General features: G+C 63.5%; 14 protein-coding genes. 2 read left to right on the top strand and 12 right to left on the bottom strand.

What is annotated here, in order from left to right; genetic code table 11:
• Positions 1-38 precede the first annotated feature (38 nt).
• The 12 genes from folD to E4Z66_RS00850 form a co-directional block, all read right to left on the bottom strand.
• Complete coding sequence (gene folD, locus E4Z66_RS00905) at positions 39-932, bottom strand: bifunctional methylenetetrahydrofolate dehydrogenase/methenyltetrahydrofolate cyclohydrolase FolD (RefSeq protein ID WP_136461060.1); 894 nt, start codon at positions 930-932, stop codon at positions 39-41.
• Positions 929-1,492, bottom strand: a complete 564-nt coding sequence (locus E4Z66_RS00900) for a sarcosine oxidase subunit gamma (RefSeq protein WP_136461059.1) — start codon at positions 1,490-1,492, stop codon at positions 929-931. The genes folD and E4Z66_RS00900 overlap by 4 nt, the downstream gene beginning before the upstream one ends.
• Entirely contained in the window at positions 1,485-4,415 is a 2,931-nt protein-coding gene (locus E4Z66_RS00895) for a sarcosine oxidase subunit alpha family protein (RefSeq protein WP_136461058.1), read from the bottom strand. The genes E4Z66_RS00900 and E4Z66_RS00895 overlap by 8 nt, the downstream gene beginning before the upstream one ends.
• Positions 4,412-4,702 (bottom strand): sarcosine oxidase subunit delta, encoded by a 291-nt coding sequence (locus tag E4Z66_RS00890; RefSeq protein WP_136461057.1) that lies wholly within the window; start codon positions 4,700-4,702, stop codon positions 4,412-4,414. Before E4Z66_RS00890 ends, E4Z66_RS00895 begins: the two co-directional genes overlap by 4 nt.
• 9 nt (positions 4,703-4,711) lie before the next feature.
• Positions 4,712-5,962 carry a sarcosine oxidase subunit beta family protein gene (locus E4Z66_RS00885; RefSeq protein WP_136461056.1) on the bottom strand — a complete coding sequence of 417 codons (1,251 nt, stop codon included), beginning with the start codon at positions 5,960-5,962 and terminating at the stop codon, positions 4,712-4,714.
• A 22-nt stretch (positions 5,963-5,984) separates the two neighbouring features.
• Positions 5,985-7,256 carry a type III glutamate--ammonia ligase gene (gene glnT / locus E4Z66_RS00880; protein ID WP_246035896.1) on the bottom strand — a complete coding sequence of 424 codons (1,272 nt, stop codon included), beginning with the start codon at positions 7,254-7,256 and terminating at the stop codon, positions 5,985-5,987.
• Between the two features lie 119 nt (positions 7,257-7,375).
• Positions 7,376-8,701, bottom strand: a complete 1,326-nt coding sequence (locus E4Z66_RS00875) for an FMN-binding glutamate synthase family protein (protein ID WP_136461054.1) — start codon at positions 8,699-8,701, stop codon at positions 7,376-7,378.
• Between the two features lie 10 nt (positions 8,702-8,711).
• Complete coding sequence (locus tag E4Z66_RS00870; RefSeq protein ID WP_136461053.1) at positions 8,712-9,398, bottom strand: GltB/FmdC/FwdC-like GXGXG domain-containing protein; 687 nt, start codon at positions 9,396-9,398, stop codon at positions 8,712-8,714.
• A gap of 3 nt (positions 9,399-9,401) precedes the next feature.
• Positions 9,402-10,292 (bottom strand): class II glutamine amidotransferase, encoded by an 891-nt coding sequence (locus E4Z66_RS00865; protein WP_136461052.1) that lies wholly within the window; start codon positions 10,290-10,292, stop codon positions 9,402-9,404.
• Between the two features lie 185 nt (positions 10,293-10,477).
• Entirely contained in the window at positions 10,478-11,134 is a 657-nt protein-coding gene (locus E4Z66_RS00860; RefSeq protein ID WP_136461051.1) for a helix-turn-helix domain-containing protein, read from the bottom strand.
• A gap of 174 nt (positions 11,135-11,308) precedes the next feature.
• Positions 11,309-12,682, bottom strand: coding sequence for a sensor histidine kinase (locus E4Z66_RS00855; RefSeq protein WP_246035820.1), 1,374 nt, complete (start codon positions 12,680-12,682; stop codon positions 11,309-11,311).
• Between the two features lie 29 nt (positions 12,683-12,711).
• On the bottom strand, positions 12,712-13,383 hold the full coding sequence (locus E4Z66_RS00850) for a response regulator transcription factor (protein WP_136461049.1): 672 nt from the start codon (positions 13,381-13,383) through the stop codon (positions 12,712-12,714).
• Between the two features lie 150 nt (positions 13,384-13,533).
• Between E4Z66_RS00850 and E4Z66_RS00845 the strand changes: the two genes are divergently transcribed.
• Both E4Z66_RS00845 and E4Z66_RS00840 read left to right on the top strand, forming a co-directional pair.
• Positions 13,534-14,610, top strand: a complete 1,077-nt coding sequence (locus E4Z66_RS00845; RefSeq protein ID WP_136461048.1) for a type 2 periplasmic-binding domain-containing protein — start codon at positions 13,534-13,536, stop codon at positions 14,608-14,610.
• Between the two features lie 73 nt (positions 14,611-14,683).
• Positions 14,684-16,714, top strand: a complete 2,031-nt coding sequence (locus E4Z66_RS00840; protein WP_136461047.1) for a tripartite tricarboxylate transporter permease — start codon at positions 14,684-14,686, stop codon at positions 16,712-16,714.
• Positions 16,715-16,716 lie beyond the last annotated feature (2 nt).

The raw sequence follows: 16,716 nt of genomic DNA, 5'->3' as shown, positions 1-16,716 counted from the left end.
GGGGGAATGGGGTCAGATCAAGGGTCGGGACGCGGGCGTTACGCCGTCAGCCCTTCGGGTTCGGGCAGGCCATTTGCGCGGCAGCAGGCGGTCAGCGTGTTGGCCAGCAGGCAGGCGATGGTCATCGGGCCGACACCGCCGGGCACTGGCGTGATCGCGCCGGCAACCTCTGCCGCGCTGTCGAAATCCACGTCGCCCACAAGCCGGGTGCCGCCGCCTTCCTTTTCGATGCGGTTGATGCCCACGTCGATCACCGTCGCGCCGGGCTTGACCCAGTCGCCTGTGACCATCTGCGGGCGGCCCACGGCGGCGACAAGAATATCCGCCGTGCGGCACAGCGCTTCGATATCGCGGGTGCGGCTATGGGCGATCGTCACGGTGCAGCTGTCACGCAGCAGAAGTTGCGCCATCGGCTTGCCGACGATGTTGGACCGGCCCACGACCACCGCATTCATCCCCGAAAGCGATCCGTGCTCTTCGCGCAGCATCATCAGGCAGCCCAGCGGCGTGCAGGGCACCATCGCCTTTTGCCCGGTCGCCAGCAGCCCGACATTGGAAATATGAAAACCGTCCACATCTTTTTCCGGCGCGATGGCATTGATGACCAGATCTTCGTTCAGATGCCCCGGCAGCGGCAGTTGCACAAGGATACCATGCACTTGCGGATCATTGTTGAGATTTGAGATCAAGTCGAGCAGCGCGGATTCACTGGTATCGGCGGCCAGCTTGTGTTCGAAAGAGGCCATGCCGCATTCGATCGTCTGCTTGCCCTTGTTGCGCACGTAGACCTCGCTTGCCGGGTCTTCTCCGACCAGCACAACGGCCAGACCGGGGGTGATGCCGTGCGCCGCCTTGAGTTGCGACACCTCTGTGGCGACCTGCGCACGCACCTTGGCCGCGAAGGCCTTGCCATCGATTTTCCGGGCGGTCATCTGTTCTCTCCTGCTGCGGCGCGCGCGGCCGCTGTTTCCAATGCGTGCCATAACGACCCTGCTGCGGAGCGCATCCCCAGCACCGTGACGTCGGCGGCGTTCCGGCACAGAACGAACACGCCGAGATGTTCGATGCCAGTCCGGAAAGCGCCATTCGAATGGCAATGCGCGACATCGATGTTGACCAGTTTTTCCAATAGAGGATGAAGTGTTCCTTTGGTGGTCGATATGTCGATGACAACCCAGCCATCGGTCTGTTCGGTCACCGAACATCCGGGGGCTTCTTGCGACAGGGTGGCGGCGAAATCGGTCTGGGCCGCGTCCTTGGCGCCGATCATCCATTGTCCCGGCGCAGACCAGAAGGCGAAGTAATCCCCTTCCTGCACCAACCCGCCCGGCCCCGGCAGGGTCAGGCCCATGGGCGATGGTTCCGCTGCGTCCCGGCGCAGCGCGAGAGAGGCCAGCGCCACATCGGGCCGTTCGCTCAGGGTCAGCGCGCCCAACCGGGCGATGCGCGGCCCGGCGGCCCCAAGGGCGGTTATGGGTGTCAGGTCAGTCACGCAGGCGTCCTCCCTCCGGGTCGATGAAATGAGGGCTGACAACGCGCACCCGCGTGCTTTGCCCTTCGAGCGGGTTCGCGGCGATGATTTCCGTGCCCATGCGGTCTGCGCCCCCGGTCAGATAGCCAAGGCCGATCGCACAGCCCAGATGCGGTGAATGGCAGGCAGAAGTAATCCAGCCCAGATCGCTTTGCGTGGTTTGCGCGGCATCGGTTTCGAACAGATGCGCCCCGGCCACCACGGGCGTTTCGGGATCGACCGCCTGCAGCCCGACGAGAACCCGCGTATCGGCGACCAGCCCCGCGCGCCGCGACATGACCGCGCCGATGGAGTCCTTCTTGGCCGACACCATGCGCCCCATGCCCAGCATTTGCGCCGTGGTCTGACCGTTGAGCTCATTGCCCGCTGCATGGCCCTTTTCGATCCGCAGCACGCCCAGCGCCTCTGTGCCGTAGGGCGTCGCGCCAAGGTCTTTGCCCAGATCGACCAGACGCGCCATCAGCGCCGCGCCATAGCGTGCCGGAACCGCGAGTTCATAGGCCAATTCGCCCGAGAAAGAGATCCGGAACAGCCGCGCGCGCAGCCCACCGCAGACTGTCACCGGCGCGCAGGACATGAAGGGGAACGCCTCGTTCGAGGTGTCATGCGCGTCGATGACACGCTCCAGCAGCATCCGCGCCTTTGGCCCCGCAATGGACAATTGCGCCCAGGCATCGGTGGTGGAGATCAGCTGCACGTCAAGCTCTGGCCAAAGACATTGGCGCGCGAATTCCATATGGCGATAGACCGCGCCCGCCTGTGCGGTGGTGGTCGTGACGACGAATTGATCGTCCGCCATACGGGCGCAGGTGCCATCGTCAAAGGCCATGCCATCCTCGCGCAGCATCAGGCCATAGCGCACCATGCCGGTCTTCAGGGTCTTGAAACCGTTGCAGTAAATCCGGTTGATGAACTCTGCCGCATCCGCGCCCTGCACGTCGATCTTGCCCAGCGTCGTCACATCGCACAGCCCGACACCCGCGCGCGTGGCCAGCACTTCGCGGTCGACGGTTTCGCGCCAATGGGTTTCACCCGGCTGCGGGAAATACTGCGCCCGCATCCACTGCCCGACCTCGACAAAGACCGCGCCGCGCGCCTCGGCCCATGTGTGGGTCGGCGTCAGCCGGCGTGGCCGGAATTCCGGTCCGGTATTGCCGCCGCCCAGAACCGACAGGGACACAGGCGTATAGGGCGGACGAAAGATGGTGGTGCCCGTCTCGGGGATCGGCTTGCCCGTCAGTTCCGACATGACCGCCAGCGCGGTGACATTGGCGGTTTTGCCCTGATCTGTGGCCATGCCCAGCGTGGTCCAGCGTTTGAGATGCTCGACCGGGGTCATGTTTTCCTGATGCGCCAGCTTGATGTCCTTCACAGTGACATCGTTCTGGAAATCGACCCATGCGCGTGCCGTGCCCGGCACATGCCAAAGCGCGGTTTGCGTGGCCGGGCTGTCATCGGCCTGCGGCAAATCCGGCAGTCCGGCGTCGCGCCCCAGATCGGCCATGGCCTGCTCTGCCGCCGCAGCGCCGGACTGCAACGCGCCGTGGACCGTGCCCTTGCCATTGGCCGCCCCTGCCGGAATAAGCCCTGCAGGACCGCCCGCGCCCGGCAGGAACGCCAGATGCGCATCCGACCAGACCGGCCGTCCGCGATGATGGGACATCAGATGCACATTCGGGTTCCATCCGCCCGAGACACCCAGCGCGCCGCATTCCAGCCAATGGGTCTGATCGCCCTGCCGGATTTCCACATGGCGCAGGCCAAGCCGCCCGATCGTATTGGTGACCACAGCGCCTGGGAAGATCGGGAAATCGCCGGTCGAGCGCGGCTCTGGCCGGGGGTCGATGACGCCCGCGATTTGCACGCCCTTGGCGGCCAGATCGCGCGCCGTGCGATACCCGTCATCGGTGCTGGTAAAGATCGCCACGCGATGCGCCGGACTGACCGCCCAGCGATTGGCATAAGCCCGCAGCGCGCCGCCCAGCATGATGCCAGGGCGATCGTTATTGGCGAAGGGGATGTGCCGCTCCGTCGCGCCGGTGGCAAGGATCGCGCGCTTGGCCGTGATCCGCCAAAGCGTCTGGCGCACGGTGTCTGGCTGCGGCAGATGATCCGCGACCCGTTCGACGGCGCCGTAAATACCGTGGTCGAAAGCGCCGAAGACGGTGGTGCGGCGCAGGATGCGCAGGTTGGGCAGGCTTTCGAGTTCGCCTTCCACTTCGGACAGCCACCGGGTCGCGGGCGCGTCATCGAGGGTATGCGTCTCTGCCAGCAGACGCCCGCCAAGGCGGAAATCCTCATCGGCAAGGATCACCCGCGCGCCGGTCCGGGCGGCGGTCAGCGCCGCTGCAAGCCCCGCAGCGCCGCCGCCGATCACCAGCAGATCGCAATGCAGAAAGCCCTTGTCATAGGCATCCGGGTCAGGCTCCATCGACAGGCTGCCCAGACCGGCGGCCTTGCGGATGGCTGGCTCATACAGCTTTTCCCAGAACGCCTTGGGCCACATGAAGGTCTTGTAATAAAAGCCCGCCGCGAAGAACGGCGAGAAGAGATCGTTGACCCCAAGCACATCGAAGCCAAGCGCGGGCCAGCGGTTCTGGCTTTTGGCGGTCAGCCCCTCGAACAGTTCGATGGTGGTGGCGCGGGTGTTCGGCTCTTGCCGGGCGCCGCTGCGCAGTTCGACCATCGCGTTCGGCTCTTCCGATCCGGCAGAGAACACACCGCGCGGGCGGTGGTATTTGAAGCTGCGCCCGACCAGCCGCACATTGTTGGCCAGCAGCGCCGAGGCCAGCGTGTCGCCGGGATGCCCCAGATAGCGCCGCCCGTCAAAGCGGAAGGTCACGGTTCTGTCGCGGTCGATCAGCCCGCCGGGAAGCCGGGTCATGCGCCCGCCTCCCGCCGGGCCAGCGACACGTCGCGCGCCAGTTCGGCCCCGATGATCTCGTGTGTCGTGGTATCGCGCGTCACGACCAGCCAAGACCGGTCGCCCTGTTCGTGGAACCACAATTCGCGGTGCAGCCCCGCCGGATTGTCGCGCTGATAGACATATTCGGCAAAGGCGGCCTCGGCCCCTTCGGCCATGCCGTCAGGGCGCGCGATCAGGCTGGCATCGCCCAGATAGGTGAACTCCTGCGCGTCGCGCAAACCAAGGAGAGGATGAGGGATCAGCATCAGAGGGCCTCAATGCAGGTTGGGCGTGGCTCCCACGCCTTTTTCGTCGATCACATGGCCTGTGGCGAACCGGTCCAGCCGGTAGCCGCGCGCGGTGTCATGGGGGGTGCCAGTCGCCAGCAGATGCGCGAAGGCATAGCCAGAGGCCGGTGTCGCCTTGAACCCGCCATAGCACCAGCCCGCATTCAGGAAGAGACCGTCTATCGGGGTCTTGTCGATGATCGGCGAGCCATCCATCGACATGTCCATGATACCGCCCCAAGCGCGCAGCAACCGCGCGCGCCCGATCATCGGCATCAGCGCCATGCCCCCTTCGGCCACGTCTTCGATCGTGGGCAGGTTGCCGCGCTGTGCGTAGGAGTTGTAGCCATCCAGATCGCCGCCAAAGACCAGACCGCCCTTGTCGGACTGGCTGACATAGAAATGCCCTGCCCCAAAGGTAATGACGCCCGGAATGGTGGGTTTGAGCCCTTCGGAGACGAAGGCCTGCAAGACATGGCTTTCGATCGGCAGGCGCATCCCGGCCATCTGCATCACGCGGCTGGACGATCCGGCCACCGCCACGCCGACCTTGCCCGCCGCGATATACCCGCGCGAGGTTTCGACCCCGCGCACCGCGCCGCCTTCGATCCGGAAGCCGGTGACTTCGCAGTTCTGGATCAGGTCCACACCCGCCAGATCGGCCCCGCGCGCATAGCCCCAGGCCACGCCATCATGGCGGGCAGTCCCGGCGCGGCGCTGCAAAAGCCCGCCCTTGATCGGAAAACGCGCATTGTCGAAATTCAGGAACGGGGCCATGTCGCGCACCTGATCCGCATTCAGCAGTTCCGCATCCGCCCCCGACAGCAGAATCGCATTGCCCCGGCGGCGGAACGCATCGCGCTGCCCGTCCGAGTGGATCAGGTTGAGAATACCGCGCTGGCTGACCATGGCGTTGAAGTTGAATTCCTGCTCCAGGTTCTCCCAGAGCTTCATGGAAAACTCGTAGAAAGGCTGGTTGCCGGGCAGCAGGTAATTCGACCGGATGATCGTCGTGTTGCGCCCGATATTGCCAGAGCCAAGCCAGCCCTTTTCCAGCACCGCGATGCGGGCCTTGCCGAAAGTCTTGGCAAGGTAATAGGCCGCTGCAAGGCCATGCCCGCCGCCGCCCACGATGATGTAGTCATAGGCGGGCTGGGGGTCAGGATTGCGCCATAGCGGGCGCCAACCGGTATGGCCGGTCAGCGCCTCCGCCAGCACGCGAAAGCCAGAAAAACGCATGGAAATCGTCCCGGTCCAAGGCTCAGATATCGAGCGTGTTTTCACGTTCCCATTGCGAGAAATGCGACACGAAGGAGGTCCATTCCTGCATCTTCATCTTGACGTAAGAGGCCGAGAAATCGTTGCCCAGCTTGGCTTTCAACTCGGCGTCCTCGTCGAACCAGCGGATCGCATCCAGAAGGTTCAGCGGCAGTTTGGGTGCGTCGGTCACGGTATGGCCTTCGGCATACATGTCGATGTCATAGCGCGGGCCGGGATCGGCCTTGGAGGCGATGCCGGACAGGCCCGCCGCGATGATGACCGCTTGCAGAAGATAGGGGTTCGCCGCGCCATCGGGCAGACGCAGTTCAAAGCGGCCCGGCCCCGGCACGCGCACCATGTGGGTGCGGTTGTTGCCGGTCCATGTGACCGTATTGGGTGCCCAGCTAGCCCCCGACATGGTACGCGGCGCGTTGATCCGCTTGTAGCTGTTCACGGTCGGGTTGGTCAGCGCGGCCAGAGCTTCGGCATGTTTCATGATGCCACCCAGGAAATGCGCGCCCTGCTCGGACAGGCCAAGCTCGCCCGTGGGGCCGGTGCCCTTGTCGGTCGCAAAGGCGTTAGTCTTGCCCTCAAGATCCCAGACCGAGATATGCGCATGGCAGCCATTGCCGGTCAGCCCCTCGACGGGTTTGGGCATGAACGTGGCGCGCAGACCATGCTTTTCGGCCACTGATTTGACCATGAACTTGAAGAAGGAATGGCGATCCGCCGTGATCAGCGCATCGTCGAATTCCCAGTTCATCTCGAACTGGCCATTGGCGTCCTCGTGGTCGTTCTGATACGGCCCCCAGCCCAGATCCAGCATGTAATCGCAGACTTCGGCGATCACGTCGTAGCGGCGCATCACCGCCTGCTGGTCATAGCAGGGCTTTTCGGCAGTATCGGCGGGGTCTGAAATCTTGTCCCCTTCGGGCGTCAGCAGGAAGAATTCCGCCTCGATCCCGGTTTTGACGTTCAGGCCCAGTTCGGCGGCTTCGGCCACCAGCTTGCGCAGCACGTTGCGCGGGGCTTGTTCGACCTCTTTGCCTTCCATCACCGGGTTCGCGGCGACCCATGCGACTTCAGGCTTCCATGGCAGTTGGATCACCGTTTCAGGGTCCGGCACCGCCAGCATGTCAGGATGCGCCGGGGTCATGTCGAGCCATGTGGCGAAACCGGCAAAGCCCGCGCCGTCTTCCTGCATGTCGGCGATGGCCTGTGCCGGAACCAGCTTGGCCCGTTGCCCGCCGAACAGGTCGGTGAAGGAGATCATGAAATACTTGATGCCGTTTTCGGCGGCGAAGGCTGCGAGGTCTGTCACTGTCCTGTCCTTTGATTGTCTGTTGGCCGGGGCAGTTCCCCGCCCCTTTGATGCCGCGTCTTGGCGTGGGTTCAGAAGCCGGGTTTGCCCGGATACCAATTGGTCCCCGCCAGCGGCACTTGTGCCATTGCGGCGGCTTCCATCGTCAGGGCGCACAAATCTTCCGGTTCGAGATTGTGGACGTGGTTATGCCCACAGGCCCGCGCGATGGTCTGGCATTCCAGTGTCATCACGTTGAGATAGTTGCGCAGGCGGCGGCCTGCCGCGATCGGATCGAGCCGTTTGGACAGCTCCGGGTCTTGCGTGGTTATGCCCGCCGGGTCGCGCCCTTCGTGCCAGTCGTCATAAGCGCCGGTGGTGGAGCCGAGCTTTTGGTATTCGGCTTCCCATTTGGGATCGTTATCGCCCAGCGCGACCAGCGCCGCCGTTCCGATGGCCACCGCATCCGCACCCAGCGCAAGCGCCTTGGCCACATCCGCGCCGCCCCGGATACCGCCCGATACGACAAGCTGCACTTCGCGGTGCATTCCCAGATCCTGAAGCGCCTGAACGGCGGGGCGGATACAGGCCAGCGTCGGCTGCCCCACATGTTCGATGAACACATCCTGCGTCGCCGCCGTGCCGCCCTGCATCCCGTCCAGCACGACCACATCGGCCCCCGCCTTCACCGCTAGCGCAGTATCGTAATAGGGGCGCGCGCCGCCGATCTTGATATAGATCGGCTTTTCCCAATTGGTGATTTCGCGCAGTTCGAGGATCTTGATCTCCAGATCGTCCGGCCCGGTCCAATCCGGGTGACGGCAAGCGGAGCGTTGGTCGATCCCTTGCGGCAGATCGCGCATTCCCGCGACCCGTTCAGTGATCTTCTGGCCCAGCAGCATCCCGCCACCGCCCGGCTTGGCCCCCTGCCCGACGACCACTTCGATGGCATCGGCGCGGCGCAGATCGTCCGGGTTCATCCCGTAGCGCGACGGAAGGTATTGATAGACCAGCTTTTCGGAATGGCCGCGCTCTTCCTCGGTCATGCCGCCGTCGCCGGTGGTGGTGGAGGTGCCCGCCATGGTCGCGCCGCGGCCCAGCGCCTCTTTCGCCTGACCGGAAAGCGCGCCAAAGGACATGCCCGCGATGGTGATCGGGATCTTCAATTCGATCGGCTTCTTGGCAAAGCGCGTGCCCAGCACAACCGAGGTGTCGCATTTCTCGCGGTAGCCTTCGAGCGGATAGCGCGACATCGACGCGCCCAGAAACAGCAGGTCGTCGAAATGCGGAACGCGGCGCTTGGCGCCCCCGCCGCGAATGTCATAGATGCCCGTGGCGGCAGCGCGGCGAATTTCGGAATTCACTTCGTTCGAGAAGGTCCAGCTCTGGCGCGGCAGGGTCTGCGGTGTCTTGTCCATATCGCGCTCCTCAGTATTCGTCTGCGTGATCGATGTTGAAATTGTAAAGCTTGCGGGCAGAGCCGTAGCGCTTGAACTCTTCGGGTTTGGCATCCGCCCCGGCTTTTTCCAGAAGCTCGGCCAGCAGGGTCAGGTGTTCGTCCCGCATCTCTTTTTCGATGCAATCGGCCCCAAGGGATTTGACCGATCCCCGCACGAACAGACGCGCCTCGTACAGGCTGTCCCCCAGCGCGTCGCCCGCGTCGCCCAGCACGACAAGATTGCCCTTTTGCGCCATGAACGCGCACATATGGCCGATACTGCCATGCACCACGATGTCGATGCCCTTCATCGAAATGCCGCAGCGCGAGGACGCATTGCCCCGGATGTTCAGCAAACCGCCATGCCCGGTCGCCCCGGCATATTGGCTGGCGTCGCCCTGAATGGTCACGACACCCGACATCATGTTTTCCGCGACACCCGGCCCGGCGGAGCCTTCGACCGTCACGGTGGCGTCCTTGTTCATCCCGGCGGTGTAATACCCGGTCGAGCCTTTGACCGTGACATCCAGCGCCCCATCAAGGCCGCAGGCCATCGCATGGCTGCCGCGCGGGTTTTCGATGATATACGCCTCATTCGCCTGCCCCTTGGCAGCCGCTTGCAGCGTGGTGTTGACGGTGCGCAGATCGGTCTGCGCCATATCCAGCGTGATGGTCATGGATCAACGCTCCCAGAAATAGACAGTTGCGGGCTCCGGCTCCCAGATGCGGGCTGCTTCGATGCCCGGCAGATCGGCAAAGGCCCGGTATTCACTGGCGAAGGCGACGTAATCGTCGGTTTCAGCCATCACGGCGGGCTTGCAGGCGATCGGGTCGCGCACGACGCCGAAGCCGTCCTTGGTGCCCGCAACAAAGGTGAAGAAGCCGTCCAGATCCTTTAAAGTGCCTTCCAGCGCCTCGCCCAGCGTGTCGCCATCGGCCACCCGCGACGAGATATAGGCCGCGCCCACCTCGGTATCGTTTTCGGACCGGGTAAAGACCCCCTTGTGGGCGAGCTTGCGGCGCATCTGGTTGTGGTTCGACAGCGAGCCGTTATGCACAAGGCATTGGTCATCCGCGGTCGAGAACGGGTGCGCCCCAAGTGTCGTCACCGCGCTTTCGGTGGCCATGCGGGTATGGCCGATGCCGTGGCTGCCGCCCATGTCGCGCAGACCAAAGCGGGCGGCCACGTCCTTGGGCAGGCCGACTTCCTTGTAAATCTCCATCGACTGGCCAGACCCCATGATCCGCAAGCCGCGCGCTTCGAGCCAAGCGATGGCTGCGGCCTCTTTGTCCGACGGCACGCTTAACACCGCATGGGTATCGATCACGCGGGTCGTCGCGGCGACGCCGATTTCGGCGCTCAGCGCGGGTTCGAGCCCTTCGAAATCCGTATCCGGTGTATCGGACTGCACCGTGATCTTGACCCGGCCCTCGGCCTCGTCGCCATAGATCGCGATGCCCGCACTGTCGGGACCGCGATCGGTCATGGTGATGAGCATATCGGTGAGCATGTCACCAAGCTGGGGGCGCAGCTCATCCCGTTTGAGAAACAGCCCTACAATCCCACACATTGCATTCTCCGTTTTGCTTTGGCGCTGGCGCCGTCGGAGATTTCTTACCGGGAAATAATGTTCACCCTCAATCCAAATTATTTCCCCGGGGGAATATTTCTTTACAAAAGATTTCGCGAGCCGAATTCTGCGCGATTATTGGGCATTTTTCCAAGCGCCCGCCGCGAATTTGGGCTGCACCGGCATCACTTCTGTTGCGGATAGGTGATGATGGAGAGGAATCGCGCGGGCAGTTCGATCAACTCCTCCGGCCCATGGGGGGCATCGGCGTCGAAGAGCAGGCTATCGCCTGGTTCTAGCCGGTAAAGCTGGTCGCCATGCCGATAACCGACCACGCCTTCGATCATATAAAGGAACTCCATCCCCTCATGCTGGAAGGTGCGAAAACGGTCGGCTTCATCCGTCAGAACAAGCAGATAGGGTTCGACCACCACGCCGGTATTGTTCGAACCGATATGCCCCAGAAGCTGGTATTGATGGCCCGAGCGCGTGCCCTCACGCTCCACCTCTGCGCCCTGCCCGGCTTTGACATGCATCGCGCCGCGCCGTTCTTCAAAGCCCGAGAAAAGCTGCAAAAACGGCACCCGCAGCGCGTCGGCCAAGGTTTGCAGCGTGTTGAGCGATGGGGAAATCACACCGTTTTCGATCTTGGACAGCATCCCCACCGACAAACCGGTCATCACAGCCAGATCCGATCCGGTCAGCCGCTGGCGTTTGCGCAATTCGCGCACCTGGCGGCCAATCGCGGTTTCGAGGTTCTTCTCACGGGTCTCTCGCAGGGCGTGCGGGTCTTGCGACAGTTTGGCGGCGGGCTTGGCGGCTTTTTCGGAAGTCTGTGTCAAGTTATGTCGTCTCGCATTTTAGGGGCACGCCGATCCGTGGCCCGGCGGGGCAGCAGATGCGCTGGCAATCGCGGCATGAAAATATTTCCTCTACCGAAATAAATTTTACACAGCCGCAGAATGAAAGCTAGCCCCAAGGCTATGAAACCAGACCGCCACCCATGCAGCGCGCGCCTAATCGCGCGGCGTGGTGCTTGCGGCGTCCGGCGTGTCGGCGGTGCCATCGAACAGGGGGATGCGAATGCGGATCGTGGTGCCCTTGGTGACGGGCACGACGGCGATCTCTCCGGCGTGGTTCTTGACCACCTCGTCCACGATGGTCAGCCCCAAACCGCTGCCGGCCCCGGTCTCCAACTGCCCAAAGCGGCGGAAGGCCACGTCGATCTTGTCCTGCGGCAAGCCGCGACCATCGTCACTGACCGACAGTTCCGCCTGATCCGCGACCTGCGCAACGCGGACCCAGATCGTCGTCATATCCGGGCCGCCATGGCACAAGGCGTTGTCGATCAGGTTGGTGAGCGCCTCGCGCAGCAGAACCTCATCACCGAAAACGGGAAGCTCACCCTCTGGCGCGTCGAACTCGAATTGCAGGTCTTGCAACAAAACCTGCGGCGCGGCGGCGCGGCTGGCCTGTTTTGCGATCTCGGCCAGGTCCACCCGCCGCGGGTTTTGCAAACCATTATAATGTAGCCGTTCGAGTGACAGAAGCTGATCGGTCAGGCGGCTGAGTTGCCGGGCGGCATCGATTAGGTCCTCCTCGCGCTCTGCGCCGGTGCCCGCCTTTCGGGCAAGCGGCAGCGTTTCGGCCAGCGCCAGCACTGCCGCTGCCGGGTTGCGCAACTGATGCGCCGCGTCCGAGATGAAAGCCTGATGCGCCTGAATGCTGTTTTCCATCTGTCCGAAAAGCCGGTTCAGCGTCGAGACGATGCCGGAGACCTCGGTCGGGACCGGGCGTTGAATCCGGCTGAGATCATCGGGCGAACGCCGCGCGATCGCGTCCTGCAATCCGCGCAACGGGCGCAGGCCCCGCAACACGCCGAACCAGACCACGACCGCCAGCGTCGCCATCAGTGCCGCCATGACGATCAGGGTCCGGCGAGCCAGCTGCGCGGCAAAGGCGTTTCGGTCGGACACGCGCTGCCAGACCGTCACGACCGTCATGCCGGTCAGGTTGTCGATGGTGGTCGTTTCGGACATGCGCATGACGCGCACTTCGTCGCCGCGATAGGTCGCCACGAAATAAAGCGGGTCTTGCGGCGTCACCTGGGCGCTGGGTCGGGGCGGATAGGCATATCCGGTGACATAGATACCGCCGGGGCCGGTCACGTGGTAGAACACCTCGCCCCCGCCCGCGTCCGAGATCAGCTGACGCGTGCGCGGCGACAGGGCGTCGCCTTCGGAAATCCCCACATCGCGCGAGATCGCCAGTGCCGCCGACAAAAGCCCCCGGTCGAACAGCTCTTCGGAGGTGCGCTGCGCCGCCACGAAACGCCATGCCCCCAGAACGACCGACACCAGCAAAAGCGGTGTGAGGATCAACAGGAACAACCGTAGCCGAAGGGACCGCGCCCGCTGCGTCATTCGGGGTCGGTCTCCAGCATATAGCCAAGACCGCGCGCGGTTTTGATCCGCATTCCATAGGGTTCCAGCCGCTTGCGCAGGCGCGAGACATGCGGTTCGATCGCGCTTTCCTCGACATCCGCGCCGGTGCCGTAGACATGGGCCAGAAGCTGCGCCTTGGAGACGATGCGCCCGCGCCGTTCCAACAGGCATTCCAGCGTGGCGATTTCCTTGCGCGGCAGATCCAGTGCGGTGTCGCCGTCCAGCAATTGCCGCGAGGCTTTGTCGAACACCAAAGTGCCGGTCTGCTCGCGCGCGGTATAGGTCAGGTTCTTGCGCCGCGACATGGCCCGCAGCCGCGCGTCAAGCTCATCCATGGCGAAGGGTTTGGTCAGGTAGTCATCGGCCCCCGCATCCAGCCCCGCCACCCGTTCATGGGTATCGCTGCGCGCGGTCAGCAAGATCACCGGTGCGCCGTCGCCCCTGCGGCGCATGGACCGCAGAATATCAAGCCCATCAAGACCCGGCAGGTTGATGTCCAGCACCACCATATCCGCGCCTTCGCGGGTCAGAAACGCATCCGCGCTTGGCCCGTCATGCAGCAGGTCCACCGCATGGCCATGCTCGCGCAGGCGGTAGGCAATTCCATTGGCCAAGGCCACGTTATCTTCGATCACAGCAATCCGCATGCTGAAAACTTTGTCACGATGCGCAAGGTTCGTGCAAGGTTGAGTCGTCACTAGAGAGACATCGGAGGAGGGATTCGTTCCCTTTAAATTACCAAATGCGTATCGTCGGGCCATGTTTCCGGCGATCTCAAGGTCTATGGGAGGACACCAATGACCATCAAGAACCTCGTAAGCTCTGTTGCATTGACGACGCTGCTGGCCGCTCCGGCGCTGGCAGAGGTCGATTTTTCCGGCAAGACGATCGAATGGGTCATCCCGTTCTCGGAAACCGGTGGTTCGGCGAAATGGGCCAACTTCTTCGCGCCGCTGCTGGCCGAAGAACTGCCCGGCAACCCGACCGTGGTCGTGAAATTCATGCCGGGCGCGGGCTCTACCAAGGGCGCGAACTGGTTCCAGGAACAAGAGCACGAAGACGGCACGCTGCTGTTCGGCACGTCCGGTTCCACGCAATTCCCGTATCTGCTGGGCGATCCGCGCGTGCGCTATGAATATAGCGACTGGACCCCGGTCATGGCATCCGGCACCGGCGGCGTCGCATATCTGAACCCCGAAGACGGGGCAAAGTTCGACGGCACCGCGAACAACCTCAAGGATATCGACTTCATCTACGGCTCGCAGGGCGCGACGCGGCTTGACCTCGTTCCGCTGCTGGCCTGGGAAATGCTGGGCATGAATGTCGAGCCGGTCTTTGGCATCAAGGGCCGTGGCGATGGCCGCCTGATGTTTGAACGCGGCGAAGCGACAATCGATTACCAGACCTCGTCAAGCTATCTGGGCGCGGCTGCGGATCTGGTGGCGCAAGGCAAGGCCGTACCGATGATGACATGGGGCGCGCTGGACGCCGATGGCAACATCGTGCGTGACCCGACCTTCCCGGAGATGCCGACCTTCAAGGAAGTCTGCGAAGCGACCGAAGGCTGCGAAACATCCGGTGAGGCATGGGACGCATGGAAAGCCTTCTTCGTCGCCGGTTTCCCGGTTCAGAAGATCGCCTTCCTGCCCGCAGGCACCCCCGATGAGGTCCGCGACACCTATGCTGCGGCCTTCGACGCCGTGCGCAACCGTGCCGATTTCGCGGAAATCGCCTCCAAGCGCGTCGGGAAATACGACGTCTTTGTTGGTGAAAGCGCCCGTGCCGCGACTGACGCAGGCACATCGGTGTCCTCCGGCGCGAAGGACTTTGTGACAAACTGGCTCAAAGAAGCCTATGGCGTTTCGCTGAACTAAGCGGAACCACTCTGGCCCCGGACTGCGGTTCGGGGCCGCATTTCTTTTCGACATACAGAAGACGGTGGGGGCGATGGACACATTCGCAACTGCCCTGCCCGCGTTAGGCGAGGCTTGGGCACTAATTCTGCAACCGATGGTGCTGGGTTATCTGGTGCTTGGCGTGGTGATGGGTCTGGCCGTGGGCGTCTTCCCGGGCCTTGGCGGGATCGCGGGCCTGTCGCTGCTGCTTCCTTTCATGTTCGGCATGGACCCGGTTCTGGGCCTGGCGCTGATGATCGGGATGGTCGCGGTGGTGCCGACATCGGACACGTTCGCCTCTGTTCTGATGGGGATACCGGGTTCCTCCGCGTCGCAGGCGACCGTGCTGGACGGCTTCCCGCTTGCCAAAAAGGGACAAGCCGCGCGGGCCTTGTCGGCGGCGTTCACCTCGTCGCTTTTCGGCGGGCTTGTGGGGGCGTTCTTCCTGACCCTCTTCATTCTGGTGGCGCGCCCGATCGTGCTGGCCTTTGGCCTGCCCGAGATGCTGATGATCACTGTGCTGGGCCTGTCGATGGTCGCCGTTCTGGCGGGCCGGGTCGCGCTCAAAGGGCTTGCGGCCGCGGGTCTGGGCATGATGATTGGCACCATTGGCGAGGCCGATGCGGGCGGCAGCCTGCGCATGGCGACCTATGACATCCCCTATCTGACCGACGGTCTGAAACTGGTAATCGTGGGGCTTGGCATCTTCGCGGTGCCCGAGATCGTCAGCCTGCTGCGGCAGGACCGGTCCATCGCCAAGGATGCAAAGCTGGGCGCGGGCTGGGGCGCGGGCGTCAAGGATTGGGTCGCGAACAAATGGCTGTCCGTGCGCTGTTCGCTGATCGGCGTGCTGGTCGGCGTCATTCCGGGCCTCGGCGGGTCGGTCGTGGACTGGATCGCCTATGGCCATGCGGTGCAGACCACCAAGGACAAATCCAACTTCGGCAAAGGCGAAATCCGCGGCGTGATCGGGCCGGAAAGTTCCAACAATGCCAAGGAAGGCGGCGGACTCGTACCCACCTTGCTGTTCGGCATCCCCGGCTCCGGCTCCATGGCGATTTTCATCGGGGCCATCGCGCTGCTGGGCTCCGGCGATATCGAGGTCGGCCCCTCCATGCTGCGCGACAATCTCGACATCACCTATTCCATCGTGTGGTTGCTGGCGCTCGCGAATGTGGTGGGCACGCTGCTGTGCATCGCGGCCTCTGGCGGGATCGCCAAGCTGACAACGGTGCGTTTCACCTATCTGGCGCCCTTCCTGTTCATGCTGATCAGCTTCGCCGCGTTCCAATCGGGGCAAAACTTCGAAGACCTTCTGGCCCTGTTCGTGATCGGCCTGATCGGCATCTTCCTGCGCCGCTTCGACTGGTCGCGCCCGGCCTTCCTGATCGGTTTCGTGCTGTCCAACCCGGTTGAGAAATTCTCCAACCAGGCGTTCCAGATTGCCTCCTTCCGGTTCCGCAAGAGCTTTGAGGAAGGCATGGATTACCTGTTCTCGCCCATCGTGATCGTGCTGATCATCGTCACGGTCGTGTCGGTGGTACTGGGCATCCGGCAGGCGAAGAGCATCATGGCCGAAGGCGATGTGCAATCGGGGTCCAAGCGCGCGCCGGTGGTATTCCTTCTGGTGATCGCGGGCTATCTGGTCACGGCGCTGATCAATGCAAGCCTGATCCCCGACTACAACATGACCGACAAGATCGTGCCGTTGGTGATCGGGGGCATCGCGCTGGCCTGCTGCCTTGTGATGCTGGTGCAGATGATGCTGCGCCCGGAAACCGACGTGATCTTTGCCGACAAGGAAATCGCGGGCGAGGACGCGGATGCGCCCTTTGGCCTGTGGTCCACCTTGGCATGGTTCGCGGGTCTGATCGTGGCGACTTGGTTCGTCGGCTTCATCCTTGCGCTGCTTGGCTTCCTGACCGCGTTCCTGCGGGTGCGCGCCGGGGCCAGCTGGGGCCGGACATTGCTGCTGACCGCCTGCGGGATTGCGATGATGTGCGTGATGGCCGGGGCGCTCAACCGCGACTTCCCGCCGGGCCTGCTGCAGGACGCCGTCGATCTGCCGTGGCCGCTGAAATAAGG

Origin of the sequence: Aliishimia ponticola (genome assembly GCF_004803475.1) — a bacterium.
Lineage (GTDB): Bacteria > Pseudomonadota > Alphaproteobacteria > Rhodobacterales > Rhodobacteraceae > Aliishimia > Aliishimia ponticola.
Note: the sequence above shows the minus strand (reverse complement) of the source record. Positions and strands in the feature narration are given on the sequence as shown.